General features: G+C 69.9%; 26 protein-coding genes. 22 read left to right on the top strand and 4 right to left on the bottom strand.

Features of this window, described 5'->3' with window-relative positions; genetic code table 11:
* Nucleotides 1–49 precede the first annotated feature (49 nt).
* Both tuf and BJ959_RS06550 read left to right on the top strand, forming a co-directional pair.
* Nucleotides 50–1,243: an elongation factor Tu gene (gene tuf, locus BJ959_RS06555; protein ID WP_153982769.1), complete on the top strand. Its 1,194-nt coding sequence runs from the start codon at nucleotides 50–52 to the stop codon at nucleotides 1,241–1,243.
* A 146-nt stretch (nucleotides 1,244–1,389) separates the two neighbouring features.
* Nucleotides 1,390–1,824 (top strand): hypothetical protein, encoded by a 435-nt coding sequence (locus BJ959_RS06550; protein ID WP_153982770.1) that lies wholly within the window; start codon nucleotides 1,390–1,392, stop codon nucleotides 1,822–1,824.
* Between the two features lie 47 nt (nucleotides 1,825–1,871).
* Here BJ959_RS06550 and BJ959_RS12845 read toward each other — a convergent pair whose 3' ends face one another.
* The 4 genes from BJ959_RS12845 to BJ959_RS06530 form a co-directional block, all read right to left on the bottom strand.
* Nucleotides 1,872–2,504, bottom strand: coding sequence for a ferredoxin reductase domain-containing protein (locus tag BJ959_RS12845; RefSeq protein ID WP_165879045.1), 633 nt, complete (start codon nucleotides 2,502–2,504; stop codon nucleotides 1,872–1,874).
* A gap of 118 nt (nucleotides 2,505–2,622) precedes the next feature.
* Nucleotides 2,623–3,183 carry a hypothetical protein gene (locus BJ959_RS06540; RefSeq protein ID WP_153982772.1) on the bottom strand — a complete coding sequence of 187 codons (561 nt, stop codon included), beginning with the start codon at nucleotides 3,181–3,183 and terminating at the stop codon, nucleotides 2,623–2,625.
* A 40-nt stretch (nucleotides 3,184–3,223) separates the two neighbouring features.
* Nucleotides 3,224–3,925 (bottom strand): ferric reductase-like transmembrane domain-containing protein, encoded by a 702-nt coding sequence (locus BJ959_RS06535; RefSeq protein ID WP_153982773.1) that lies wholly within the window; start codon nucleotides 3,923–3,925, stop codon nucleotides 3,224–3,226.
* A 65-nt stretch (nucleotides 3,926–3,990) separates the two neighbouring features.
* Nucleotides 3,991–4,755 carry an IclR family transcriptional regulator gene (locus BJ959_RS06530; RefSeq protein ID WP_153982774.1) on the bottom strand — a complete coding sequence of 255 codons (765 nt, stop codon included), beginning with the start codon at nucleotides 4,753–4,755 and terminating at the stop codon, nucleotides 3,991–3,993.
* Between the two features lie 97 nt (nucleotides 4,756–4,852).
* Between BJ959_RS06530 and hutH the strand changes: the two genes are divergently transcribed.
* The 20 genes from hutH to rpsH all read left to right on the top strand — a co-directional run bounded on the left by hutH (nucleotide 4,853) and on the right by rpsH (nucleotide 18,341).
* A complete protein-coding gene (gene hutH, locus BJ959_RS06525; RefSeq protein WP_153982775.1) occupies nucleotides 4,853–6,385 on the top strand; it encodes a histidine ammonia-lyase in 1,533 nt (510 codons plus the stop codon).
* Between the two features lie 25 nt (nucleotides 6,386–6,410).
* Complete coding sequence (hutU, locus tag BJ959_RS06520) at nucleotides 6,411–8,123, top strand: urocanate hydratase (protein ID WP_153982776.1); 1,713 nt, start codon at nucleotides 6,411–6,413, stop codon at nucleotides 8,121–8,123.
* Nucleotides 8,123–9,040, top strand: a complete 918-nt coding sequence (locus BJ959_RS06515; RefSeq protein ID WP_153982777.1) for an arginase family protein — start codon at nucleotides 8,123–8,125, stop codon at nucleotides 9,038–9,040. The genes hutU and BJ959_RS06515 overlap by 1 nt, the downstream gene beginning before the upstream one ends.
* Entirely contained in the window at nucleotides 9,037–10,227 is a 1,191-nt protein-coding gene (gene hutI, locus BJ959_RS06510) for an imidazolonepropionase (RefSeq protein WP_153982778.1), read from the top strand. Before BJ959_RS06515 ends, hutI begins: the two co-directional genes overlap by 4 nt.
* 39 nt (nucleotides 10,228–10,266) lie before the next feature.
* Nucleotides 10,267–10,713 (top strand): hypothetical protein, encoded by a 447-nt coding sequence (locus BJ959_RS06505; protein ID WP_153982779.1) that lies wholly within the window; start codon nucleotides 10,267–10,269, stop codon nucleotides 10,711–10,713.
* A gap of 422 nt (nucleotides 10,714–11,135) precedes the next feature.
* Nucleotides 11,136–11,444 (top strand): 30S ribosomal protein S10, encoded by a 309-nt coding sequence (gene rpsJ / locus BJ959_RS06500; protein WP_047561503.1) that lies wholly within the window; start codon nucleotides 11,136–11,138, stop codon nucleotides 11,442–11,444.
* Between the two features lie 11 nt (nucleotides 11,445–11,455).
* Nucleotides 11,456–12,106 (top strand): 50S ribosomal protein L3, encoded by a 651-nt coding sequence (gene rplC, locus BJ959_RS06495; RefSeq protein WP_153982780.1) that lies wholly within the window; start codon nucleotides 11,456–11,458, stop codon nucleotides 12,104–12,106.
* 5 nt (nucleotides 12,107–12,111) lie between these two features.
* Nucleotides 12,112–12,759: a 50S ribosomal protein L4 gene (gene rplD, locus BJ959_RS06490; RefSeq protein ID WP_153982781.1), complete on the top strand. Its 648-nt coding sequence runs from the start codon at nucleotides 12,112–12,114 to the stop codon at nucleotides 12,757–12,759.
* A complete protein-coding gene (rplW, locus tag BJ959_RS06485) occupies nucleotides 12,756–13,067 on the top strand; it encodes a 50S ribosomal protein L23 (protein ID WP_153982782.1) in 312 nt (103 codons plus the stop codon). Before rplD ends, rplW begins: the two co-directional genes overlap by 4 nt.
* A 19-nt stretch (nucleotides 13,068–13,086) precedes the next feature.
* Entirely contained in the window at nucleotides 13,087–13,923 is an 837-nt protein-coding gene (rplB, locus tag BJ959_RS06480; protein ID WP_153982783.1) for a 50S ribosomal protein L2, read from the top strand.
* A gap of 15 nt (nucleotides 13,924–13,938) precedes the next feature.
* Nucleotides 13,939–14,220: a 30S ribosomal protein S19 gene (gene rpsS, locus BJ959_RS06475; protein ID WP_153982784.1), complete on the top strand. Its 282-nt coding sequence runs from the start codon at nucleotides 13,939–13,941 to the stop codon at nucleotides 14,218–14,220.
* A gap of 27 nt (nucleotides 14,221–14,247) precedes the next feature.
* A complete protein-coding gene (gene rplV, locus BJ959_RS06470) occupies nucleotides 14,248–14,643 on the top strand; it encodes a 50S ribosomal protein L22 (protein WP_153982785.1) in 396 nt (131 codons plus the stop codon).
* Nucleotides 14,644–14,645: 2 nt separating this feature from the next.
* On the top strand, nucleotides 14,646–15,419 hold the full coding sequence (rpsC, locus tag BJ959_RS06465; protein ID WP_153982786.1) for a 30S ribosomal protein S3: 774 nt from the start codon (nucleotides 14,646–14,648) through the stop codon (nucleotides 15,417–15,419).
* A 5-nt stretch (nucleotides 15,420–15,424) separates the two neighbouring features.
* Nucleotides 15,425–15,844, top strand: a complete 420-nt coding sequence (rplP, locus tag BJ959_RS06460; RefSeq protein ID WP_153982787.1) for a 50S ribosomal protein L16 — start codon at nucleotides 15,425–15,427, stop codon at nucleotides 15,842–15,844.
* Nucleotides 15,844–16,164 carry a 50S ribosomal protein L29 gene (gene rpmC, locus BJ959_RS06455; protein ID WP_153982788.1) on the top strand — a complete coding sequence of 107 codons (321 nt, stop codon included), beginning with the start codon at nucleotides 15,844–15,846 and terminating at the stop codon, nucleotides 16,162–16,164. The genes rplP and rpmC overlap by 1 nt, the downstream gene beginning before the upstream one ends.
* Nucleotides 16,164–16,484, top strand: a complete 321-nt coding sequence (gene rpsQ / locus BJ959_RS06450; protein WP_153982789.1) for a 30S ribosomal protein S17 — start codon at nucleotides 16,164–16,166, stop codon at nucleotides 16,482–16,484. Before rpmC ends, rpsQ begins: the two co-directional genes overlap by 1 nt.
* A gap of 32 nt (nucleotides 16,485–16,516) precedes the next feature.
* Nucleotides 16,517–16,885 (top strand): 50S ribosomal protein L14, encoded by a 369-nt coding sequence (rplN, locus tag BJ959_RS06445; RefSeq protein ID WP_153982790.1) that lies wholly within the window; start codon nucleotides 16,517–16,519, stop codon nucleotides 16,883–16,885.
* A gap of 2 nt (nucleotides 16,886–16,887) precedes the next feature.
* Nucleotides 16,888–17,247, top strand: a complete 360-nt coding sequence (rplX, locus tag BJ959_RS06440) for a 50S ribosomal protein L24 (protein ID WP_153982791.1) — start codon at nucleotides 16,888–16,890, stop codon at nucleotides 17,245–17,247.
* Nucleotides 17,247–17,852, top strand: a complete 606-nt coding sequence (gene rplE, locus BJ959_RS06435) for a 50S ribosomal protein L5 (RefSeq protein ID WP_153982792.1) — start codon at nucleotides 17,247–17,249, stop codon at nucleotides 17,850–17,852. Before rplX ends, rplE begins: the two co-directional genes overlap by 1 nt.
* A 90-nt stretch (nucleotides 17,853–17,942) precedes the next feature.
* Entirely contained in the window at nucleotides 17,943–18,341 is a 399-nt protein-coding gene (gene rpsH, locus BJ959_RS06430; protein WP_153982793.1) for a 30S ribosomal protein S8, read from the top strand.
* The last annotated feature ends 3 nt before the right edge of the window (nucleotides 18,342–18,344 follow it).

Genomic DNA, 18,344 nt, shown 5'->3' with positions numbered 1-18,344 from the left:
GGCGTCTGAACCCCGGATGCTGAGCACCAAGTCCTGAGGAGGACCCACAGTGGCTAAGGCCAAGTTCGAGCGGAGCAAGCCGCACGTCAACATCGGAACCATCGGTCACGTCGACCACGGCAAGACCACGCTCACCGCCGCCATCTCGAAGGTGCTTGCCGACAAGTACCCCTCGGCGACGAACGTCGTGCGCGACTTCGCCACGATCGACTCGGCTCCGGAGGAGCGTCAGCGCGGTATCACCATCAACATCTCGCACGTCGAGTACGAGACCCCGAAGCGTCACTACGCGCACGTCGACGCCCCCGGTCACGCCGACTACATCAAGAACATGATCACCGGTGCCGCTCAGATGGACGGCGCGATCCTCGTGGTCGCGGCGACCGACGGCCCGATGGCCCAGACCCGCGAGCACGTGCTGCTCGCCAAGCAGGTCGGCGTTCCCTACCTGCTGGTCGCGCTCAACAAGAGCGACATGGTCGACGACGAGGAGATCCTCGAGCTCGTCGAGATCGAGGTCCGCGAGCTCCTCTCGAGCCAGGGCTTCGACGGCGACAACGCCCCCGTCGTGCGCGTCTCGGGCCTGAAGGCTCTCGAGGGCGACGAGAAGTGGACGCAGTCGATCCTCGACCTCATGGACGCCGTGGACAACTCGGTTCCGGACCCGGTGCGTGACAAGGACAAGCCGTTCCTCATGCCCATCGAGGACGTCTTCACCATCACCGGCCGTGGCACGGTCGTGACGGGTCGCGCCGAGCGCGGCACCCTCGCGATCAACTCCGAGGTCGAGATCGTCGGCATCCGCCCGACGCAGAAGACCACCGTCACGGGCATCGAGATGTTCCACAAGCAGCTCGACGAGGCCTGGGCCGGCGAGAACTGCGGTCTCCTGCTCCGCGGCACCAAGCGCGAGGACGTCGAGCGCGGTCAGGTCGTCGTGAAGCCGGGTTCGGTGACCCCGCACACCAACTTCGAGGGCACCGCGTACATCCTCTCGAAGGACGAGGGTGGCCGTCACAACCCCTTCTACACGAACTACCGCCCGCAGTTCTACTTCCGCACCACCGACGTCACCGGCGTCATCTCGCTGCCCGAGGGCACCGAGATGGTCATGCCCGGCGACACCACCGACATGACGGTCGAGCTGATCCAGCCCATCGCCATGGAGGAGGGCCTCGGCTTCGCCATCCGTGAGGGCGGCCGCACCGTCGGCGCCGGCACGGTCACGAAGATCATCAAGTAGTTCTTCGCACTGCAACGAGCGGGGGTCGGGCGCAAGCCCGGCCCCCGCTTCGTCGTTCCCGCCTGCTCCCATTGCGGCACCGCGGGGCGCTACAGTCGCGGCAGAGCGTCCGCGATGACACGGATGCCCGGCGAAGGGCGGCACGAATGGGCAAGCGGATCCTCACCGAGGTCGGGTCGATCCTCGGCATCACGATCGTCCTCGCCCTCGTCGGGCTCTCCCTCGTCACGACGGGAGACGCCGCGGCACCGGGCGATATCGTCCCGAACGCCGCCCGGTTCCTCTTCGGCGCCACGGGCATCGCCCTCGGGCTCTGGACGCTCCTGCTCATCGCCGGGTCCCTCGCATTGCGGCACCGCCCGGTCGGCGTCCGCATCGGCGTGCACCTGCTGAGCGCGGTCATCGCGGTGGGCGTCAACACGGGCCTGCTCGCGCTCGTCGCCGGGCCGGCCGACAGCGGCTGGTCGGGCCTCATCATCGCGATCGCGCTCGGCGCGGGCGCCGTCCTCCTCGTCGCGGCCATCATCGCGGTACTCGTCACCGAGCTGCTGATCGTTTCCCCCCGTCGCAGGAGCCGGTGACCCACGCGAGTCAGCCCGCCGGGTCGCCCGCGGCACGCATCCCGGTGTCAGTAGCCGATGAACTCCTCCGTGAAGATGTCCCGCTCCGGCACCCCGAGACCCCGGAGGTCGGCGACAGCGCTACCCACTCGAGTGGGAGGGCCGGAGAGGTACCAGATCGCGTGCGGGTGCTCGTCACGAGCCCGCTCCAGGTCGGCGAGAGCCAGTGAGGAGGATCGAGCGAGAAGCCGGATCGCGGGGTTCTCCGCAGCGCACCGAGTGAGTTCATCCGCATAGGCGACGCGCCTCTCGTGATTCGCGACGTGCAGCACGGCGATGGGGACGTCCAGCGCCTCCTCGGAAGCGAAGCGAATCATGCTCACGTGAGGGGTGATTCCGACGCCGAACGCGACCAGGACGCGGGGCCTGTCCGACTTCCTCGTCAGCGTCACGTGGCCGTAAGGTCCCGACAGCCTGACCGTCGAACCGAAGGCGAGGCCGGCGAGGGTCCGCTTGTAGGCGCTCGGAGACCGTCGAAAGGCGACGGCCAGGATGTCTCTGTCGTTGGGCGACGAGGTGATCGAGAAGACGCGCGAACGGCCATGCGGGTCGCGTCCGTCCAGTGCGAGGACGCCCAGTTGTACGTGCTGCCCCGCGTCGAAATCGAAGCCCGGGGGGCGGCTCACCGAGATCTCGATCACATCCGGAGCGATCACTCTCCGATCCACGATGCGGGTCAGCCATGAACGTCGCCGGGCGTGCCCTCTCACCGATGATCCCTGCGTCTCCATGGCCTGCGGCCGGTCATCGCCCCGCACCCTACGGCCCGGCCGGCGTCACGACGGCGTCGGGGGGGAGCGTGAAGATCGCCGGATCGATGGGGTCATCCACTGCGTGGATGACCACGTTCACCGTGGTGCCGTCAGCGAGAGGGATCTGCTGCTCCCCCGCCCCGAACTGCGCCGCCCACTGCGCCGGTCCAGCGGAGAGATCGGGGAGCCCGAGGGCCTCCGGCTCCACAGGAGACAGCACGGACCAGGCCGGCGCGTCCGGGGATCCGCCATCCGACGTGTAGAGGGCGCGCTCATCGAATCGGTAGATCTGGTCGGACACGACCGTGCCGCCCGCTGTGATGGTCTGACGGAAGAACGGTTCCGTATCCAGGTCGACCAGCCACAGATCGATCGTTCGCTGCTCCTCGAGGATCGTCATCGCGAACGTCTGCGCGTAGGGAGCGGCGGTCTCGCTCTGCTGTGCCGCGGACGCTCTGCTGGTCACCTGCTGCTCGGCCGCGACGACGACGACCGACAGCAGGGCGAGAGGGAGGACGAGGCTCAGTCCGATCAGAGCGAGACCGGTCGCTCGCAGTGCACCTCTCATCGGGGGAGCTCCGCGCCAGGTCGACGACTGTTCGACCGCATCAGAGCGCTCCGACCTTCTGTCGGCGCCAGACGGCGGCGGTGAATGCGGAGGCCTGAGCGCCGACCGCGGTCAGGAACAACGCCAGGTAGTAGTAGCGGAGCGGATTCGGTTCGTAGATCGTCAGCCTCGTCGGTGATGGCGAATAGTGGATGAAGGCGAAGTAGAGCACGTGCAGCGTGACGAGGTAGAAGGCCGCATAGGCCAGAGTGTGCATCCACTTCCATGAGCCGATCCCGAGAAACGCGACGGCACGATCGAAGGATGTCGCGGCGAGCGCGAGGCCGAGTCCGAGCGCAGCGACGCCGAGGAGGTTGGCGAGGCCGAAGCCGGGCTCTGCTCGCAGGTAGAGTCCCGACTCCGGTGAGAACTGGTACCCAAGAAGGCCGGCGACATCCCACCGGGCCCAGCCGTCCCAGACGAGGTAGCCGTGGAGCGCGCTGACGAGAGCGAACCAGATCCCGGCCTCTCGTCGCCAGGGGACCAGCCCGGAAAGTCGAGGCAACAGGCGGGCGAGCGGTCCGATGATGATGGCCCACCAGAGCAGCCCGATCGCGGACACCCCGAGCGACTTCCAGAGCCTCATGTCGGCGCTCCAGGAGCTGTACAGCGCCCAGGCCGCCCCCGCGAGCGCGAGGGCTATCGCCGCCATCACGAGGTGTCGCAGGGCGACCGTGCCCCCCGATCGTGCTCCTAGCATCATGGCCGATCCTCCTCGTCGCCCTTCACCATGCAACGAATCGTGTCACGCGTGACATTTGAATCCGCTCAGCGCCCCGTGAGACGGGCCGTCAGGGCGTCGGCGGCCGCGCGCACCGCGCGCGCGAGCGCGGCCTCGGCGAGGGCATCCACCGCCTCGCCCCGATAGGTCAGGCCGATGCCCGCACTCGGGTAGCCGGTGCGGTCGGTCGCCGCGGCGGCGACGGAGGAGTAGTCGGGCGTGATCTCTCCGTGCTCGCCGGCCCAGCCGCGCTCGCGGGTCTTGGCGAGGATCCCGTCGAGCTCGCGCAGGGTCGCCGGCCCGATGCCGTGCCGCGTGATGAGCGCGTCGCGGTGCGGGTAGAGCGCCCGCACCTGCGCGGTGGGCAGCGCCGCGAGCATCGCGCGCCCGGTCGCCGTGAGGTGCGCGGGCAGGCGCACGCCGAGCCGCGCGACCGTCGTCGGCGCGCGCGGGGCGGAGGCCTGGCCGACGTACGAGACGTCGGATCCGCTGAGCACCGCGAGCTGCGCAACCGCCGGCACGGGCGCCTCAGCCACCAGGCGCTCGATGAGCGGGTTCGCGAGCCGCGCGAGCCGACTGGCCTGCAGCACGCTCGACCCGATCTCGGCCACGACCCCGCCGAGCCCGTAGGCGCGCAGCTCGGGGTAGTGGACGACGTAGCCCTCCTCCTGCAGCACGCGGATGAGCTGGTACGTCGACGACCGCGGCAGTCCGAGATCGCGCGCGATCGTCGACGCCGGCACGGGCTCGCTGTGGTGGGCCAGGTGCGTGACGATGCGCAGGGCCGCGCGCGCCGCGGGAACATCCGGCATCGCCTCACCCACTCTCGCGTGAACGCCGTCTGAAATCTCAGACACTTTATCGCGCGGGGCCGGTGCCGCCGCCGTGCGCGAGCGGTTCACTGGGGCCATGCGCATCACGGTCGGCTCCCGCACCCTCACTCGCGACGACGTCGTCGCCGTCGCCCGCCACGACGCCGAGGTCGTCATCGACGCGGATGCCCTCGCCGCCATGACCGCGACGCGCGCTCTCATCGCGGGGCTGGCCCACGACACCGTGCCCCACTACGGCGTCTCGACCGGGTTCGGAGCCCTCGCGACCACGCACATCCCGCTCGAGAAGCGCGCCGAGCTGCAGCGCTCGCTCGTGCGCTCGCACGCCGCGAGCTCGGGCGCCGAGGTCGAGCGCGAGGTCGTCCGCGCGACGATGCTCCTGCGCCTCGCGACGCTCGCGACCAGCCGCACCGGCGCGCGGCCCGTCGTCGCCGAGACGTACGCGGCGATGCTCAACGCCGGCATCACCCCGATCGTCGGCGAGTACGGCAGCCTCGGCTGCTCGGGCGACCTCGCGCCGCTCGCGCACTGCGCGCTCGCCGCGATGGGCGAGGGCTCGGTGCGGAACGCCGCGGGAGACCTCGTGGCCGCAGGCAGTGCGCTCGCGGCGGTGGGCATCCGCCCGCTCGAGCTCGAGGAGAAGGAGGGCCTCGCCCTCATCAACGGCACCGACGGCATGCTCGGGATGCTCTGCCTCGCGCTCGCCGACCTCGACCTGCTCGTCGCCACCGCCGACCTCGCCGCGGCCCTGAGCGTCGAGGGCCAGCTCGGCACCGACGCGGTGTTCGCCTCGGATCTGCAGGAGCTGCGCCCCCACCCCGGTCAGGCGACGAGCGCCGCGAACCTGCGCGCCGTGCTCGCCGGCTCGGCCATCGTCGCGAGCCACCGAACCGACGACTGCACGCGCGTGCAGGACGCCTACTCGCTCCGCTGCGCGCCGCAGGTGCACGGCGCCGTGCGCGACACGATGGCGCACGCGGCTCTCGTCGCGAGCCGCGAGCTCGCGAGCGCGATCGACAACCCCGTCGTGACGCTCGATGGCCGGGTCGAGTCGAACGGCAACTTCCACGGTGCGCCCGTCGCGTTCGTGCTCGACTTCCTCGCGATCGCCGTCGCCGACCTCGCGAGCATGAGCGAGCGGCGCACCGATCGGTTCCTCGACCCGGCGCGCAACGCGGGGCTTCCGCCGTTCCTCGCCCACGACCCCGGCGTCGACTCGGGCCACATGATCGCGCAGTACACGCAGGCCGGCATCGTGAGCGAGCTCAAGCGGCTCGCGAACCCGGCGAGCGTCGATTCGATCCCGTCGAGCGCGATGCAGGAGGATCACGTCTCGATGGGCTGGTCGGCCGGCCGGAAGCTGCGGCGCGCGATCGACGGCCTCGGCCGCGTCGTCGCGATCGAACTGCTGACCGCGGCCCGCGGGATCGACCTTCGCGGCATCGCGCCGTCGCCCGTGACCGCCGCGGTCGTCGCGGCCCTCCGCGCCGAGGTCGAGGGCCCCGGCCCCGACCGGTACCTCGCGCCCGAGATCGAGCGCGCCGTCGCCCTCACCCAGAGCGGCGCGCTGCTCGCCGCCGCCCGCTCGGTCGTCCCCGAGCTCGTCTGAACCCGCATCGCACGAAAGGCCTCTCATGAGCATCGCGACCCACCGCCCCGACGCCGGCACCGGCGCCAGCGACGCGCGCCCGGCATCCGGACCCCGCCCCGTGCGCGCCCACCGCGGCACGCAGCTGCACACCCTCGGCTGGCAGCAGGAGGGCGCCCTGCGCATGCTGCAGAACAACCTCGACCCCGAGGTGGCCGAGCACCCCGACGAGCTCGTCGTCTACGGCGGCACCGGCAAGGCCGCGCGCGACTGGGCGAGCTTCGACGCGCTGACCCGCACGCTCGCGACCCTCAAGGGCGACGAGACGATGCTCGTGCAGTCGGGCCGCCCCGTCGGCATCATGCAGACGCACGAGTGGGCGCCGCGCGTGCTCCTCGCCAACTCGAACCTCGTCGGCGACTGGGCGAACTGGGACGAGTTCCGGCGGCTCGAGCAGCTCGGCCTCACGATGTACGGGCAGATGACGGCCGGCTCGTGGATCTACATCGGCACGCAGGGAATCCTGCAGGGCACGTTCGAGACCTTCGCCGCGGTCGCGACGCAGAGGTTCAACGGCACCCTCGCCGGCACCATCACCCTCACGGGCGGACTCGGCGGCATGGGCGGCGCCCAGCCCCTCGCCGTCACGATGAACGGCGGCGTCGCGATCTGCGTCGACGTCGACCCCTCGCGCATCGCCCGGCGCATCGAGCACCGCTACCTCGACGTGCAGGCCGACTCGCTCGATCATGCGATCGAGCTCGCGACGCAGGCGCGGGATGCCCGCCGCCCGCTCTCGATCGGAGTCCTCGGCAACGCCGCGGCCGTCTTCCCCGCCCTGCTGAAGATGGGCGCCCCCATCGACATCGTCACCGACCAGACGAGCGCGCACGATCCGCTCGCGTACCTCCCGCTCGAGCACACGATGGACGACTGGCACGCGGCGCGCGAGCGCGACCCGATCGGCTTCGCGGCCGCGGCGCGCGCGTCGATGGCCGTGCAGGTCGAAGCGATGGTCGGCTTCCAGCGGGCCGGTGCCGAGGTCTTCGACTACGGGAACAACATCAGGACGGAGGCGAAGGCGGCCGGATTCGCGGACGCGTTCTCCTTCCCCGGGTTCGTGCCCGCGTACATCCGCCCGCTGTTCGCGCAGGGGAAAGGGCCGTTCCGGTGGGCGGCATTGAGCGGCGACCCGGCCGACATCGCGGCGACCGACAAAGCGGTGCTCGAGCTGTTCCCCGAGAACGAGAGCCTGCAGCGGTGGATCCCGCTCGCGCAGGAGCGCGTGCACTTCCAGGGCCTGCCGGCGCGCATCTGCTGGCTCGGCTACGGCGAGCGCGACGTCGCGGGCGAGCGCTTCAACGACATGGTCGCGTCGGGCGAGCTGAGCGCCCCCGTCGCGATCGGCCGCGACCACCTCGACTCGGGATCGGTCGCGAGCCCGTACCGCGAGACGGAGGCGATGAAGGACGGCTCGGACGCGATCGCCGACTGGCCGCTGCTCAACGCGCTCGTCAACACGGCGTCGGGGGCGACGTGGGTGTCGATCCACCACGGCGGCGGGGTGGGCATCGGGCGGTCGATCCACGCCGGGCAGGTCGTCGTCGCCGACGGCTCGGCGCTCGCCGGCCAGAAGGTGCAGCGCGTGCTGACGAACGACCCGGGCATGGGAGTCATCCGCCATATCGACGCGGGCTACACCGAGGGCGAGGCGGTCGTCGAGCAGTACGGCGTGCGCATCCCGATGCGCGAGCACTGATGTCCGCGCTCGCGCACGACCCGCTGTGGCCCCGGGCCGGCGACTGGCCGGCCTGGGAGCCGGGCGCGCGCGCCGACGCGGTCATCGTGGGCATCCCGACCTGGCGCACCGCGCTGTCGCCGGGGCAGGCGCACACGACCCCCGCGGCGATCCGGGATGCCCTCCGCTTCTACTCCGCTGACGCCCTCGCTCGTCCCGACGGCTCCCGGCTGACCGTGCTCGACGCGGGTGAAGTGCCCGAGCCCGACGGCCCCGGCGAGGAGGCCGCGACGGCGCGGGTGGCCGAGCTCGCGAGCACTGCATCCCTCGTCATCGTGCTCGGCGGCGACAACGCCGCGACCGTGCCGGCGGCCCTCGGCGCCTGGGGAGCTCGCGGCGGGGCGAGCCGTGCGGGACTCATCACCCTGGATGCCCACCACGACCTGCGCGACGGAATCAGCAACGGCTCGCCGGTGCGGCGCCTGCTCGAAGCAGGGCTCGACGGCGCGCGGGTCAGCCAACTCGGCATCGAGCCGCTCGCGAACTCGGCGGCGTACCGGGCCCGGGCCGAGCGGCACGGCATCGCCGTCGTCACCCGTGCCGAGCTCGCCCGCACCCCGATCGAGGCGGCGATGGCGACCGCGCTCGGCCGCGCGGCCTCGGCGGGCGGCCCGGTGCACGTCGACCTCGACCTCGACGTGTGCGACCGCGGCGTCGCGCCCGGCTGCCCGGCGAGCGTGCCCGGCGGCCTCAGCGCGCTCGAGCTGCGCACCGCGGCGCGGCTCGCGGGCGCGCATCCGTCAGTGATGAGCATCGACCTGACCGAGCTGGACGCCGCGCGCGACACCGCCGACCGGCGCACCATCCGGCTCGCCGCGCTGTGCGTGCTCGAGGTTCTCGCGGGGCTCGCCAGCCGGCCGCCGAAGGAGGGCGCATGAGCACTCTGGTTGCGAATATCGGACAGCTGGTCACTCTCGACCCGGCCGAGCCCGACCGCCCGATCCGCGCCGGCGCGGCGCTCGTCATCGACGGCGGCCAGGTCGCGTGGGTGGGCGATGCCGCCGCCGCACCTGCCGCCGACCGCCGCATCGACGCGGAGGGGGCGGCGGTCATCCCGGGCTTCGTCGACAGCCATAGCCACCTCGTCTTCGGCGGCGACCGGGTCGACGAGTTCGAGGCGCGCATGGCCGGGCGCGCCTACACGGCGGGCGGCATCCGCACGACCGTCGCCGCTACGCGCGCCGCGAGCGACGACGCGCTGCGCACCCGCCTCGCCCACCTCGCCGCGCAGGCCCGGGCGCAGGGCACGACGACCCTCGAGATCAAGAGCGGGTACGGCCTGACCGTGCACGACGAGGAGCGCGCCCTGCAACTCGCCCGCGAGCTCACCCCCGAGACCACGTTCCTCGGCGCACACGTGGTGCCCGCCGAGTTCGTCGACGACCGTGCCGCCTACGTCGACCTCGTCTGCGGCGCGATGCTCGCCGCCTGCGCCCCGCACGCCCGCTTCATCGACGTCTTCATCGACCGCGGCGCCTTCACGGTCGACGAGGCGCGGCGCATCCTCACCGCCGGCGCGGATGCGGGGCTCCTCCCGCGCGTGCACGCCGCCCAGCTCGAACCCGACGGCGGCACGGCGCTCGCCGTGGAGCTCGGCGCCGCCAGCGTCGACCACGGCACCTTCCTCACCGACGGCGACGTCGAGCTGCTCGCCGCGAGCGCGCGGGCCGAGGCAGCCGGGGGGCCGCTCGCCACCGTCGCCACCCTGCTGCCCCTCGTCGAGTTCGCCACGAGGCAGCCCTACCCGGATGCCCGCCGCCTGCTCGACGCCGGCGCGGCCGTGGCGCTCGCGAGCGACGGCAACCCGGGGTCGAACTTCTCGACGAGCATGCCGCTGGCCGTGGCGCTCGCGGTGCGCGAGCTCGGCATGACTCCGCTCGAGGCGCTGGCCGCGGCGACCCGCGGGGGAGCGCGGGCTCTGCGGCGGGGTGATGTCGGGCACCTGGGGGTGGGCGCGCGGGGCGATGCGATCATCCTGGATGCCCCCGATCACCGCTACCTCGCCTACCGGCCCGGCGTGCCACTGGTGCGGCAGGTGCTCGTCGGCGGCGAGCCGACCAGCTAGGCTCCTGCCACCGCAGTCGGAAGGTCGAGGAGGTCCGCGATGGCGCGACGAATCACGGTCGAGGTCGCGCTGATCCTCGTGCTGACGATCCTGCTGTCCTGGACGGTGCTGGGGGCCTTCGCGCTCACCGACTCGGCCGACCCGGTCGGAACCCTCGTCGATCAGACCCCGCGTGTGCTCTTCGGGCTGCTCGGTATCGGTCTTGCCCTGTGGACCATCCTGCTGATCATCGGCGCCATCGTCTCCCGGCGACGGTCGGCGGGCTGGCGCGTGGCGACGCACCTGTTCTCGCTGCTGGTGGCCCTCGCCGTCAACATCGGTGTCTTCGCGCTGCTCAGCACCGCGGCGGGCGGCTCGGGCGGCGAGGACTGGGGGATGTTGGTCGTCGCGATCGCGGGCGCCGCGGCCGCGGCAGTCTTCGCCTCCGGAGTCATCGTCGTGCTCGTGGTCGAACTGCTGGTGCTGCCGAAACTGCCCCGAACCTGAGGCGACACGCCCGGGTTGCAGGTCCTTGCCGGGTGTGGCAGACTTTCCTGGTTCCACACGCCGCGCTTTCGCGCGGCTCACTGCCCGGCAGTGCATAGGACGAGCTTCGCACCGAGGGCCCGAGAGGGCGATCGTGAGCGGGAAGCCATGAGCCTAGGCCGCAGGCAGAAGAACACAGCTTAAGCCGACACCACTCAGCTCCGGGGAGACCCGTGTGCCTGAACCGGGCGACACGCCCGGGCGCGGGGGTCGGCGGCAGGCGTTGGATCGACGAGGCCGAATCCGGTGCGCGCGTGAGCGCGAGCGGGCTGCAACCAGGCGATTGACGTTTGACAGAAGAACAGTGGTGCGACAGCGAATTGCGCTCCGCGTGAGGTGCGCCCCGACGGGCGCATCACGTCCAAGAAGGAAGAGAGTTGAGCATGGCGGGACAGAAGATCCGCATCCGGCTTAAGTCGTATGACCACGCAGGTCTCGACGCATCGGCGCGCAAGATCGTGGACACGGTCACCCGTGCCGGCGCCACGGTCGTGGGCCCCGTGCCGCTGCCGACGGAGAAGAACGTGATCGCCGTCATCCGGTCGCCCCACAAGTACAAGGACAGCCGCGAGCACTTCGAGAAGCGCACGCACAAGCGTCTCATCGACATCATCGACCCGACGCCGAAGGCGGTCGACTCGCTCATGCGCCTCGACCTGCCCGCCGACGTCAACATCGAGATCAAGCTCTAAGGAACCCGGACATGTCTGCAACCAAGACGACCAAGGGTCTGCTGGGCACGAAGCTCGGCATGACGCAGGTGTGGGACGAGAACAACAAGCTCGTGCCCGTCACCGTCGTGGAGATCTCCCCCAACGTGGTGACGCAGGTGCGCACCCCCGAGGTCGACGGCTACGCCGCCGTTCAGATCGCCTACGGCGCCATCGACCCGCGCAAGGTCACCAAGCCGCTCACCGGCCACTTCGAGAAGGCCGGCACCACGCCGCGCCGTCACGTCACCGAGGTGCGCACGGCTGACGCCGCCGAGTACACCCCCGGCCAGCAGCTCGCTGTCGACATCTTCGAGGCCGGCCAGCTGGTCGACGTCGTCGGCACCAGCAAGGGCAAGGGCTTCGCCGGTGTCATGAAGCGCCACAACTTCAAGGGCGTCTCCGCCTCGCACGGTGCGCACCGCAACCACCGCAAGCCCGGCTCCATCGGCGCGTCGTCGACCCCCAGCCGCGTGTTCAAGGGCATGCGCATGGCGGGCCGCATGGGTGGCGACCGCGTGACGGTGCTCAACCTGAAGGTCCACTCGGTCGACCTCGAGAAGGGTCTGCTGCTCGTCAAGGGCGCGGTTCCCGGCGCTCGCGGCCGTCTTGTTTTCGTCCGCAACGCCGTGAAGGGAGCGTAAGCGCCATGGCTACCTCGCTCGACGTGATCGACGCCGCCGGCAAGAAGACCGGTTCGGTCGACCTGCCCGCCGCCGTCTTCGACGTTCAGACCAATGTCCCGCTGCTGCACCAGGTCGTCGTGGCCCAGCTCGCGGCCGCTCGCCAGGGCACCCACTCGACCAAGGGTCGCGGTGAGGTCTCCGGCTCGGGCGTCAAGCCGTTCAAGCAGAAGGGCACCGGCCGCAGCCGTCAGGGCTCGGTGCGTGCGCCGGAGCACCGCGGCGGTGGCATCGTCCACGGCCCGACCCCGCGCAACTACGCGCAGCGGACCCCCAAGAAGATGATCGCCGCCGCCCTGCTGGGCGCGCTCAGCGACCGCGCTCGCGGCGAGCGTCTGCACGTCGTCGAGGCGTTCGGCACCGACGCGCCCTCGACGAAGGCCGCGGCCGCCGTGCTCGCCCAGCTGAACACGGGCCGCAATGTGCTCGTGGTCATCGAGCGCGACGACGAGATCAACCTCAAGAGCGTGCGCAACCTCAAGGGTCTGCACGTGATCAGCCCCGACCAGCTCAACGCGTACGACGTGCTGGTCAGCGACGACATCGTGTTCACGAAGGGCGCCTACGAGGCCTTCGTGGCGTCGAAGACGAAGAAGGAAGAGGTCGGCGCATGAGCATCCACGCTGTCGCCCAGAACAAGGACCCGCGCGACATCATCATCGCGCCGGTCGTGAGCGAGAAGAGCTACGCGCTGATCGACGATGGCAAGTACACCTTCCTCGTCGACACCCGTGCGAACAAGACCGAGATCAAGCTCGCCATCGAGAAGATCTTCAACGTCAAGGTCGCGTCGGTGAACACGCTCAACCGCACGGGCAAGACCCGCCGCACCCGCTTCGGCATCGGCAAGCGCAAGGACACCAAGCGCGCCATCGTCACGCTGAAGTCGGGCTCCATCGACATCTTCACGGCCGTCGGCTAGGCACGAAGGACACACGACAATGGCTATTCGCAAGTACAAGCCCACGACCCCGGGTCGTCGCGGCTCGTCGGTCGCCGACTTCGCTGAGATCACGCGGTCGACGCCCGAGAAGTCGCTCCTGAAGCCGCTGCCGAAGACCGGTGGCCGCAACAACTCGGGTCGCATCACCACCCGCCACATCGGCGGTGGCCACAAGCGCCAGTACCGCGTCATCGACTTCCGTCGCAATGACAAGGACGGCGTGAACGCCAAGGTCGCGCACATCGAGTACGACCCCAACCGCACCGCGCGCATCGCGCTCCTGCACTACGTCGACGGCACCAAGCGCTACATCCTGGCGCCGAACAAGCTGGCGCAGGGCGACATCGTCGAGTCGGGTCCCTCGGCCGACATCAAGCCGGGCAACAACCTGCCGCTGCGCAACATCCCCGTCGGTACCGTCGTGCACGCCATCGAGCTGCGCCCGGGCGGCGGGGCCAAGCTGGCCCGCTCGGCCGGCGCCTCGGTGCGCCTCGTCGCGAAGGACGGCCCCTACGCCCAGCTGCGCCTGCCCTCGGGTGAGATCCGCAACGTCGACGCGCGCTGCCGCGCCACCGTCGGCGAGGTCGGCAACGCCGAGCAGTCGAACATCAACTGGGGCAAGGCCGGCCGCATGCGCTGGAAGGGCGTCCGCCCGACCGTCCGCGGTGTCGCGATGAACCCGATCGACCACCCGCACGGTGGTGGTGAGGGCAAGACCAGCGGTGGCCGCCACCCGGTGAGCCCCTGGGGTCAGTCGGAGGGCCGCACGCGCCGCCCCAACAAAGAGAGCGACAAGCTCATCGTCCGTCGCCGCACCGTTGGCAAGAAGCGCTAGTAGGAGTCGAGAACAATGCCTCGCAGTCTCAAGAAGGGTCCGTTCGTCGACGACCACCTGCTCCGCAAGGTGTTCGCCCAGAACGAGGCCAGCACGAAGAACGTCATCAAGACCTGGTCGCGCCGTTCGATGATCGTCCCCGCCATGCTCGGGCACACCATCGCCGTGCACGACGGCCGCAAGCACATCCCCGTGTTCGTGACCGAGACCATGGTCGGCCACAAGCTCGGCGAGTTCGCGCCGACCCGCACCTTCCGCGGCCACGAGAAGGACGACAAGAAGGGTCGTCGCCGGTAACCCGGCGGCGTGAAGAGGAGTACAGACATGGTGGAGTCGATCGCCCGCGTGCGACACATCCGCGTGACGCCTCAGAAGGCTCGTCGCGTCGTCGACATGATCCGCGGCAAGCAGGCCCTCGAGGCGCTGGCCATCCTGAAGTTCGCCCCGCAGGCTGCGAGCGAGCCCGTCTACAAGCTCGTCGCGTCGGCCATGGCCAACGCCCGGGTGAAGGCCGACGCCGCGAACGCCTACCTCGACGAGCAGGACCTCTACATCTCCCGCGCGTTCGTGGATGAGGGCACGACCCTCAAGCGGTTCCAGCCGCGCGCCCAGGGCCGCGCGTTCCGCATCAACAAGCGCACCAGCCACATCACCGTCGTGCTCGCCACGCCGGATGAGCTGGTCGCCGCGGGCCCGAGCAAGAAGAAGGCGAGCAAGTAGTCATGGGTCAGAAAGTCAACCCGTACGGTTTCCGTCTCGGAATCACCACCGACCACGTGTCGCGCTGGTTCTCCGACAGCACCAAGCCCGGTCAGCGCTACGCCGACTACGTGGCTGAGGACGTCAAGATCCGCCGGATGCTCACCACGAGCCTCGACCGCGCCGGCGTGGCGCGCATCGAGATCGAGCGCACCCGTGACCGCGTCCGCGTCGACATCCACACCGCCCGCCCGGGCATCGTGATCGGTCGCCGCGGTGCCGAGGCGGAGCGCATCCGCGCCGACCTCGAGAAGCTCACCAAGAAGCAGATCCAGCTGAACATCCTCGAGGTGAAGAACCCCGAGGCCGAGGCGCAGCTGGTCGCCCAGGGCATCGCCGAGCAGCTGAGCGCCCGCGTGGCGTTCCGCCGCGCGATGCGCAAGGGCCTGCAGGGTGCGCAGCGCGCGGGCGCCAAGGGCGTCCGCATCCAGGTCTCGGGCCGTCTCGGCGGCGCCGAGATGAGCCGGTCGGAGTTCTACCGCGAGGGTCGTGTGCCGCTGCACACGCTGCGCGCGAACATCGACTACGGCTTCTACGAGGCCAAGACCACCTTCGGCCGCATCGGCGTGAAGGTCTGGATCTACAAGGGCGACATCACCAACAAGGAACTCGCTCGCGAGCAGGCGGCCCAGAAGTCGTCGCGCCCCGAGCGTCGTGACTCGGACCGCGGTCCTCGCCGTGACGGTGGCCGTGGTGCCACCGCTGCGGCTCCCGTCGCGGCCGGAGCGGAAGGCTAGGAACAATGCTGATTCCCCGCAAGGTCAAGTACCGCAAGCAGCACCACCCCAAGCGGAGTGGGCATGCGACCGGTGGCACCGAGGTCACGTTCGGCGAGTTCGGCATCCAGGCCCTCACCCCCGCGTATGTGACGAACCGGCAGATCGAGTCCGCTCGTATCGCCATGACGCGTCACATCAAGCGTGGTGGCAAGGTCTGGATCAACATCTACCCCGACCGTCCGCTCACCAAGAAGCCGGCCGAGACCCGTATGGGTTCCGGCAAGGGCTCGCCCGAGTGGTGGGTCGCAAACGTCAAGCCGGGTCGCGTCCTCTTCGAGGTCGCGGGCGTCAACGAGCAGCTCGCTCGTGAGGCCATGACCCGTGCGATTCACAAGCTGCCCCTCAAGGCACGCATCATCAAGCGCGAGGGAGGCGACGCGTAATGGCGATCGGATCGAAGGAGCTGGCGCCCGCCGAGCTCGACACGTTTGAGGACGAGCGTCTCGTCGACGAGCTGAAGAAGGCCAAGGAGGAGCTGTTCAACCTGCGCTTCCAGGCCGCGACCGGCCAGCTCGAGAGCCACGGCCGCCTGCGCGCGGTCAAGCGCGACATCGCGCGGATCTACACGATCATCCGCGAGCGCGAGCTCGGCCTGCGCGCCACCCCGGCGCCGCTCGAGCTGCCGGAGAAGCCGGCCAAGAAGGCGGCGAAGGCGAAGGCGGATGCTCCCGCCGAGGCCGAGAAGACTGAGGAGAAGAACTGATGGCGACGACCGAGAAGAAGGCCGCTGCCGGCCACGAGTCGGCCGAGCACGACGTTCGCGACGCCTCGGCGCGCGGCTACCGCAAGGTCCGCCGCGGATACGTCACGAGCGACAAGATGGACAAGACCATCGTCGTCGAGGTCGAGGACCGCGTGAAGCACCCGCTCTACGGCAAGGTCATGCGCCGCACCTCGAAGGTCAAGGCTCACGACGAGCAGAACACCGCCGGCATCGGCGACCTCGTCCTGATCTCCGAGACCCGTCCCCTGTCCGCCACGAAGCGCTGGCGCCTCGTCGAGATCCTCGAGAAGGCCAAGTAGGCCCGCGCCTGCTTGTCCACTAGGAGACAGAAATGATCCAGCAGGAATCCCGGCTCAAGGTCGCCGACAACACCGGTGCCAAGGAGCTGCTCACCATCCGCGTGCTCGGAGGCTCCGGCCGCCGCTACGCGGGTCTCGGTGACGTCATCGTCGCGACCGTCAAGGACGCGATCCCCGGCGGCAACGTCAAGAAGGGCGACGTCGTCAAGGCGGTCGTGGTGCGCACCGTCAAGCAGACCCGTCGTCCCGACGGCTCGTACATCAAGTTCGACGAGAACGCCGCCGTCATCCTCAAGAATGACGGCGACCCTCGTGGGACCCGCATCTTCGGACCGGTCGGTCGCGAGCTCCGCGACAAGAAGTTCATGAAGATCGTCTCGCTCGCCCCGGAGGTGCTCTAGCCATGGCCAAGATCAAGAAGGGCGACCTCGTCCAGGTCATCAGCGGTGCCACCGAGGCCCGCGGCGGTGACCGTGGCAAGCAGGGTCGTGTCATCGAGGTCATCGCGGACAAGAACCGCGTGATCGTCGAGGGCGTCAACTACGTCACGAAGCACGTGCGCGTCGGCCAGACGCAGCGCGGCACGAAGACCGGTGGCATCGAGACCGCTGAGGCTCCGATCCACGTCTCCAACGTGGCGCTCGTCGACCCGAAGACCAAGAAGCCGACCCGCGTGGGTTTCCGCGAGGAGGTCGTCGAGAAGAACGGCGTCAAGAAGACCGTCCGCGTCCGGTACGCCAAGAAGTCAGGTGAGAAGCTCTAATGTCCACTGAAACTGCCGCGTCGACTGGCGCTGTCGTGGCGAACACGGTCCAGCCGCGCCTCAAGCAGAAGTACCGCTCGGAGATCAAGAAGCAGCTCACCGAGCAGTTCGGCTACGCGAACCCGATGCAGGTCCCCGGCCTCGTCAAGATCGTCGTGAACACCGGTGTCGGCGAGGCCGCCCGCGACTCGAAGGTCATCGACGGCGCCATCAAGGACCTCACCGCGATCACCGGTCAGAAGCCCATGGTCACCAAGGCCCGCAAGTCGATCGCGCAGTTCAAGCTGCGCGAGGGCATGCCGATCGGCGCGCACGTCACGCTGCGCGGCGACCGCGCCTGGGAGTTCATGGACCGCCTGATCACCCTCGCCCTGCCCCGCATCCGCGACTTCCGCGGCCTCAGCGACCAGCAGTTCGACGGCAACGGCAACTACACCTTCGGCCTCCAGGAGCAGAGCGTGTTCCACGAGATCGACCAGGACAAGATCGACCGCGTCCGCGGCTTCGACATCACCGTCGTCACGACCGCGAAGACGGATGACGAGGGCCGCGCCCTGCTGCGCGCTCTCGGCTTCCCCTTCCGCTCGAGCGACAGCGCCCAGTAACACCCCATCCGGCCCTTCGGGGCCACGATCGGCCAGGTCGGCCCCGGTGTACCGGGAGTCGAAACCGGACGAGAAACGGAAAACCGCATCATGACGATGACAGATCCGGTCGCAGACCTGCTGACCAGACTGCGGAACGCCAACTCGGCGTACCACGACACGGTGTCGCTCCCCAGCTCCAAGCTGAAGACGCACATCGCTGAGATCCTCAAGCGCGAGGGCTACATCGCCGACTGGAGCGTCGCCGACGCCCGCGTCGGCAGCACGCTGACCCTCTCGCTGAAGTACGGCCCGAACCGCGAGCGGTCGATCGCCGGCATCAAGCGCGTCTCGAAGCCGGGTCTGCGTGTCTACGCGAAGTCGACCGAGATCCCCACCGTCCTCGGTGGCCTCGGCGTCGCGATCCTGTCGACCTCCTCGGGGCTCCTCACCGACCGCGAGGCGATGAAGAAGGGCGTGGGTGGGGAAGTCCTCGCCTACGTGTGGTGATCG

Source organism: Microcella frigidaquae (assembly GCF_014200395.1).
Lineage (GTDB): Bacteria > Actinomycetota > Actinomycetes > Actinomycetales > Microbacteriaceae > Microcella > Microcella frigidaquae.
Note: the sequence above shows the minus strand (reverse complement) of the source record. Positions and strands in the feature narration are given on the sequence as shown.

What these genes read in the sequence shown, in the direction of transcription:
- rpsJ (WP_047561503.1), top strand. Translation starts at nt 11,136, where the DNA reads ATGGCGGGACAGAAGATCCGCATCCGGCTTAAGTCGTATGACCACGCA.
- hutI (WP_153982778.1), top strand. Translation starts at nt 9,037, where the DNA reads ATGAGCACTCTGGTTGCGAATATCGGACAGCTGGTCACTCTCGACCCG.
- rplX (WP_153982791.1), top strand. Translation starts at nt 16,888, where the DNA reads ATGGCCAAGATCAAGAAGGGCGACCTCGTCCAGGTCATCAGCGGTGCC.
- BJ959_RS06505 (WP_153982779.1), top strand. Translation starts at nt 10,267, where the DNA reads ATGGCGCGACGAATCACGGTCGAGGTCGCGCTGATCCTCGTGCTGACG.
- BJ959_RS06530 (WP_153982774.1), bottom strand. Translation starts at nt 4,755, where the DNA reads ATGCCGGATGTTCCCGCGGCGCGCGCGGCCCTGCGCATCGTCACGCAC.
- rpsC (WP_153982786.1), top strand. Translation starts at nt 14,646, where the DNA reads ATGGGTCAGAAAGTCAACCCGTACGGTTTCCGTCTCGGAATCACCACC.
- rplW (WP_153982782.1), top strand. Translation starts at nt 12,756, where the DNA reads ATGAGCATCCACGCTGTCGCCCAGAACAAGGACCCGCGCGACATCATC.
- rplV (WP_153982785.1), top strand. Translation starts at nt 14,248, where the DNA reads ATGGTGGAGTCGATCGCCCGCGTGCGACACATCCGCGTGACGCCTCAG.
- rpsH (WP_153982793.1), top strand. Translation starts at nt 17,943, where the DNA reads ATGACGATGACAGATCCGGTCGCAGACCTGCTGACCAGACTGCGGAAC.
- rpsQ (WP_153982789.1), top strand. Translation starts at nt 16,164, where the DNA reads ATGGCGACGACCGAGAAGAAGGCCGCTGCCGGCCACGAGTCGGCCGAG.
- rpsS (WP_153982784.1), top strand. Translation starts at nt 13,939, where the DNA reads ATGCCTCGCAGTCTCAAGAAGGGTCCGTTCGTCGACGACCACCTGCTC.
- BJ959_RS06515 (WP_153982777.1), top strand. Translation starts at nt 8,123, where the DNA reads ATGTCCGCGCTCGCGCACGACCCGCTGTGGCCCCGGGCCGGCGACTGG.
- rplE (WP_153982792.1), top strand. Translation starts at nt 17,247, where the DNA reads ATGTCCACTGAAACTGCCGCGTCGACTGGCGCTGTCGTGGCGAACACG.
- hutH (WP_153982775.1), top strand. Translation starts at nt 4,853, where the DNA reads ATGCGCATCACGGTCGGCTCCCGCACCCTCACTCGCGACGACGTCGTC.
- BJ959_RS06535 (WP_153982773.1), bottom strand. Translation starts at nt 3,925, where the DNA reads ATGATGCTAGGAGCACGATCGGGGGGCACGGTCGCCCTGCGACACCTC.
- hutU (WP_153982776.1), top strand. Translation starts at nt 6,411, where the DNA reads ATGAGCATCGCGACCCACCGCCCCGACGCCGGCACCGGCGCCAGCGAC.
- rplC (WP_153982780.1), top strand. Translation starts at nt 11,456, where the DNA reads ATGTCTGCAACCAAGACGACCAAGGGTCTGCTGGGCACGAAGCTCGGC.
- rpmC (WP_153982788.1), top strand. Translation starts at nt 15,844, where the DNA reads ATGGCGATCGGATCGAAGGAGCTGGCGCCCGCCGAGCTCGACACGTTT.
- rplB (WP_153982783.1), top strand. Translation starts at nt 13,087, where the DNA reads ATGGCTATTCGCAAGTACAAGCCCACGACCCCGGGTCGTCGCGGCTCG.
- rplP (WP_153982787.1), top strand. Translation starts at nt 15,425, where the DNA reads ATGCTGATTCCCCGCAAGGTCAAGTACCGCAAGCAGCACCACCCCAAG.
- BJ959_RS06540 (WP_153982772.1), bottom strand. Translation starts at nt 3,183, where the DNA reads ATGAGAGGTGCACTGCGAGCGACCGGTCTCGCTCTGATCGGACTGAGC.
- BJ959_RS06550 (WP_153982770.1), top strand. Translation starts at nt 1,390, where the DNA reads ATGGGCAAGCGGATCCTCACCGAGGTCGGGTCGATCCTCGGCATCACG.
- rplD (WP_153982781.1), top strand. Translation starts at nt 12,112, where the DNA reads ATGGCTACCTCGCTCGACGTGATCGACGCCGCCGGCAAGAAGACCGGT.
- rplN (WP_153982790.1), top strand. Translation starts at nt 16,517, where the DNA reads ATGATCCAGCAGGAATCCCGGCTCAAGGTCGCCGACAACACCGGTGCC.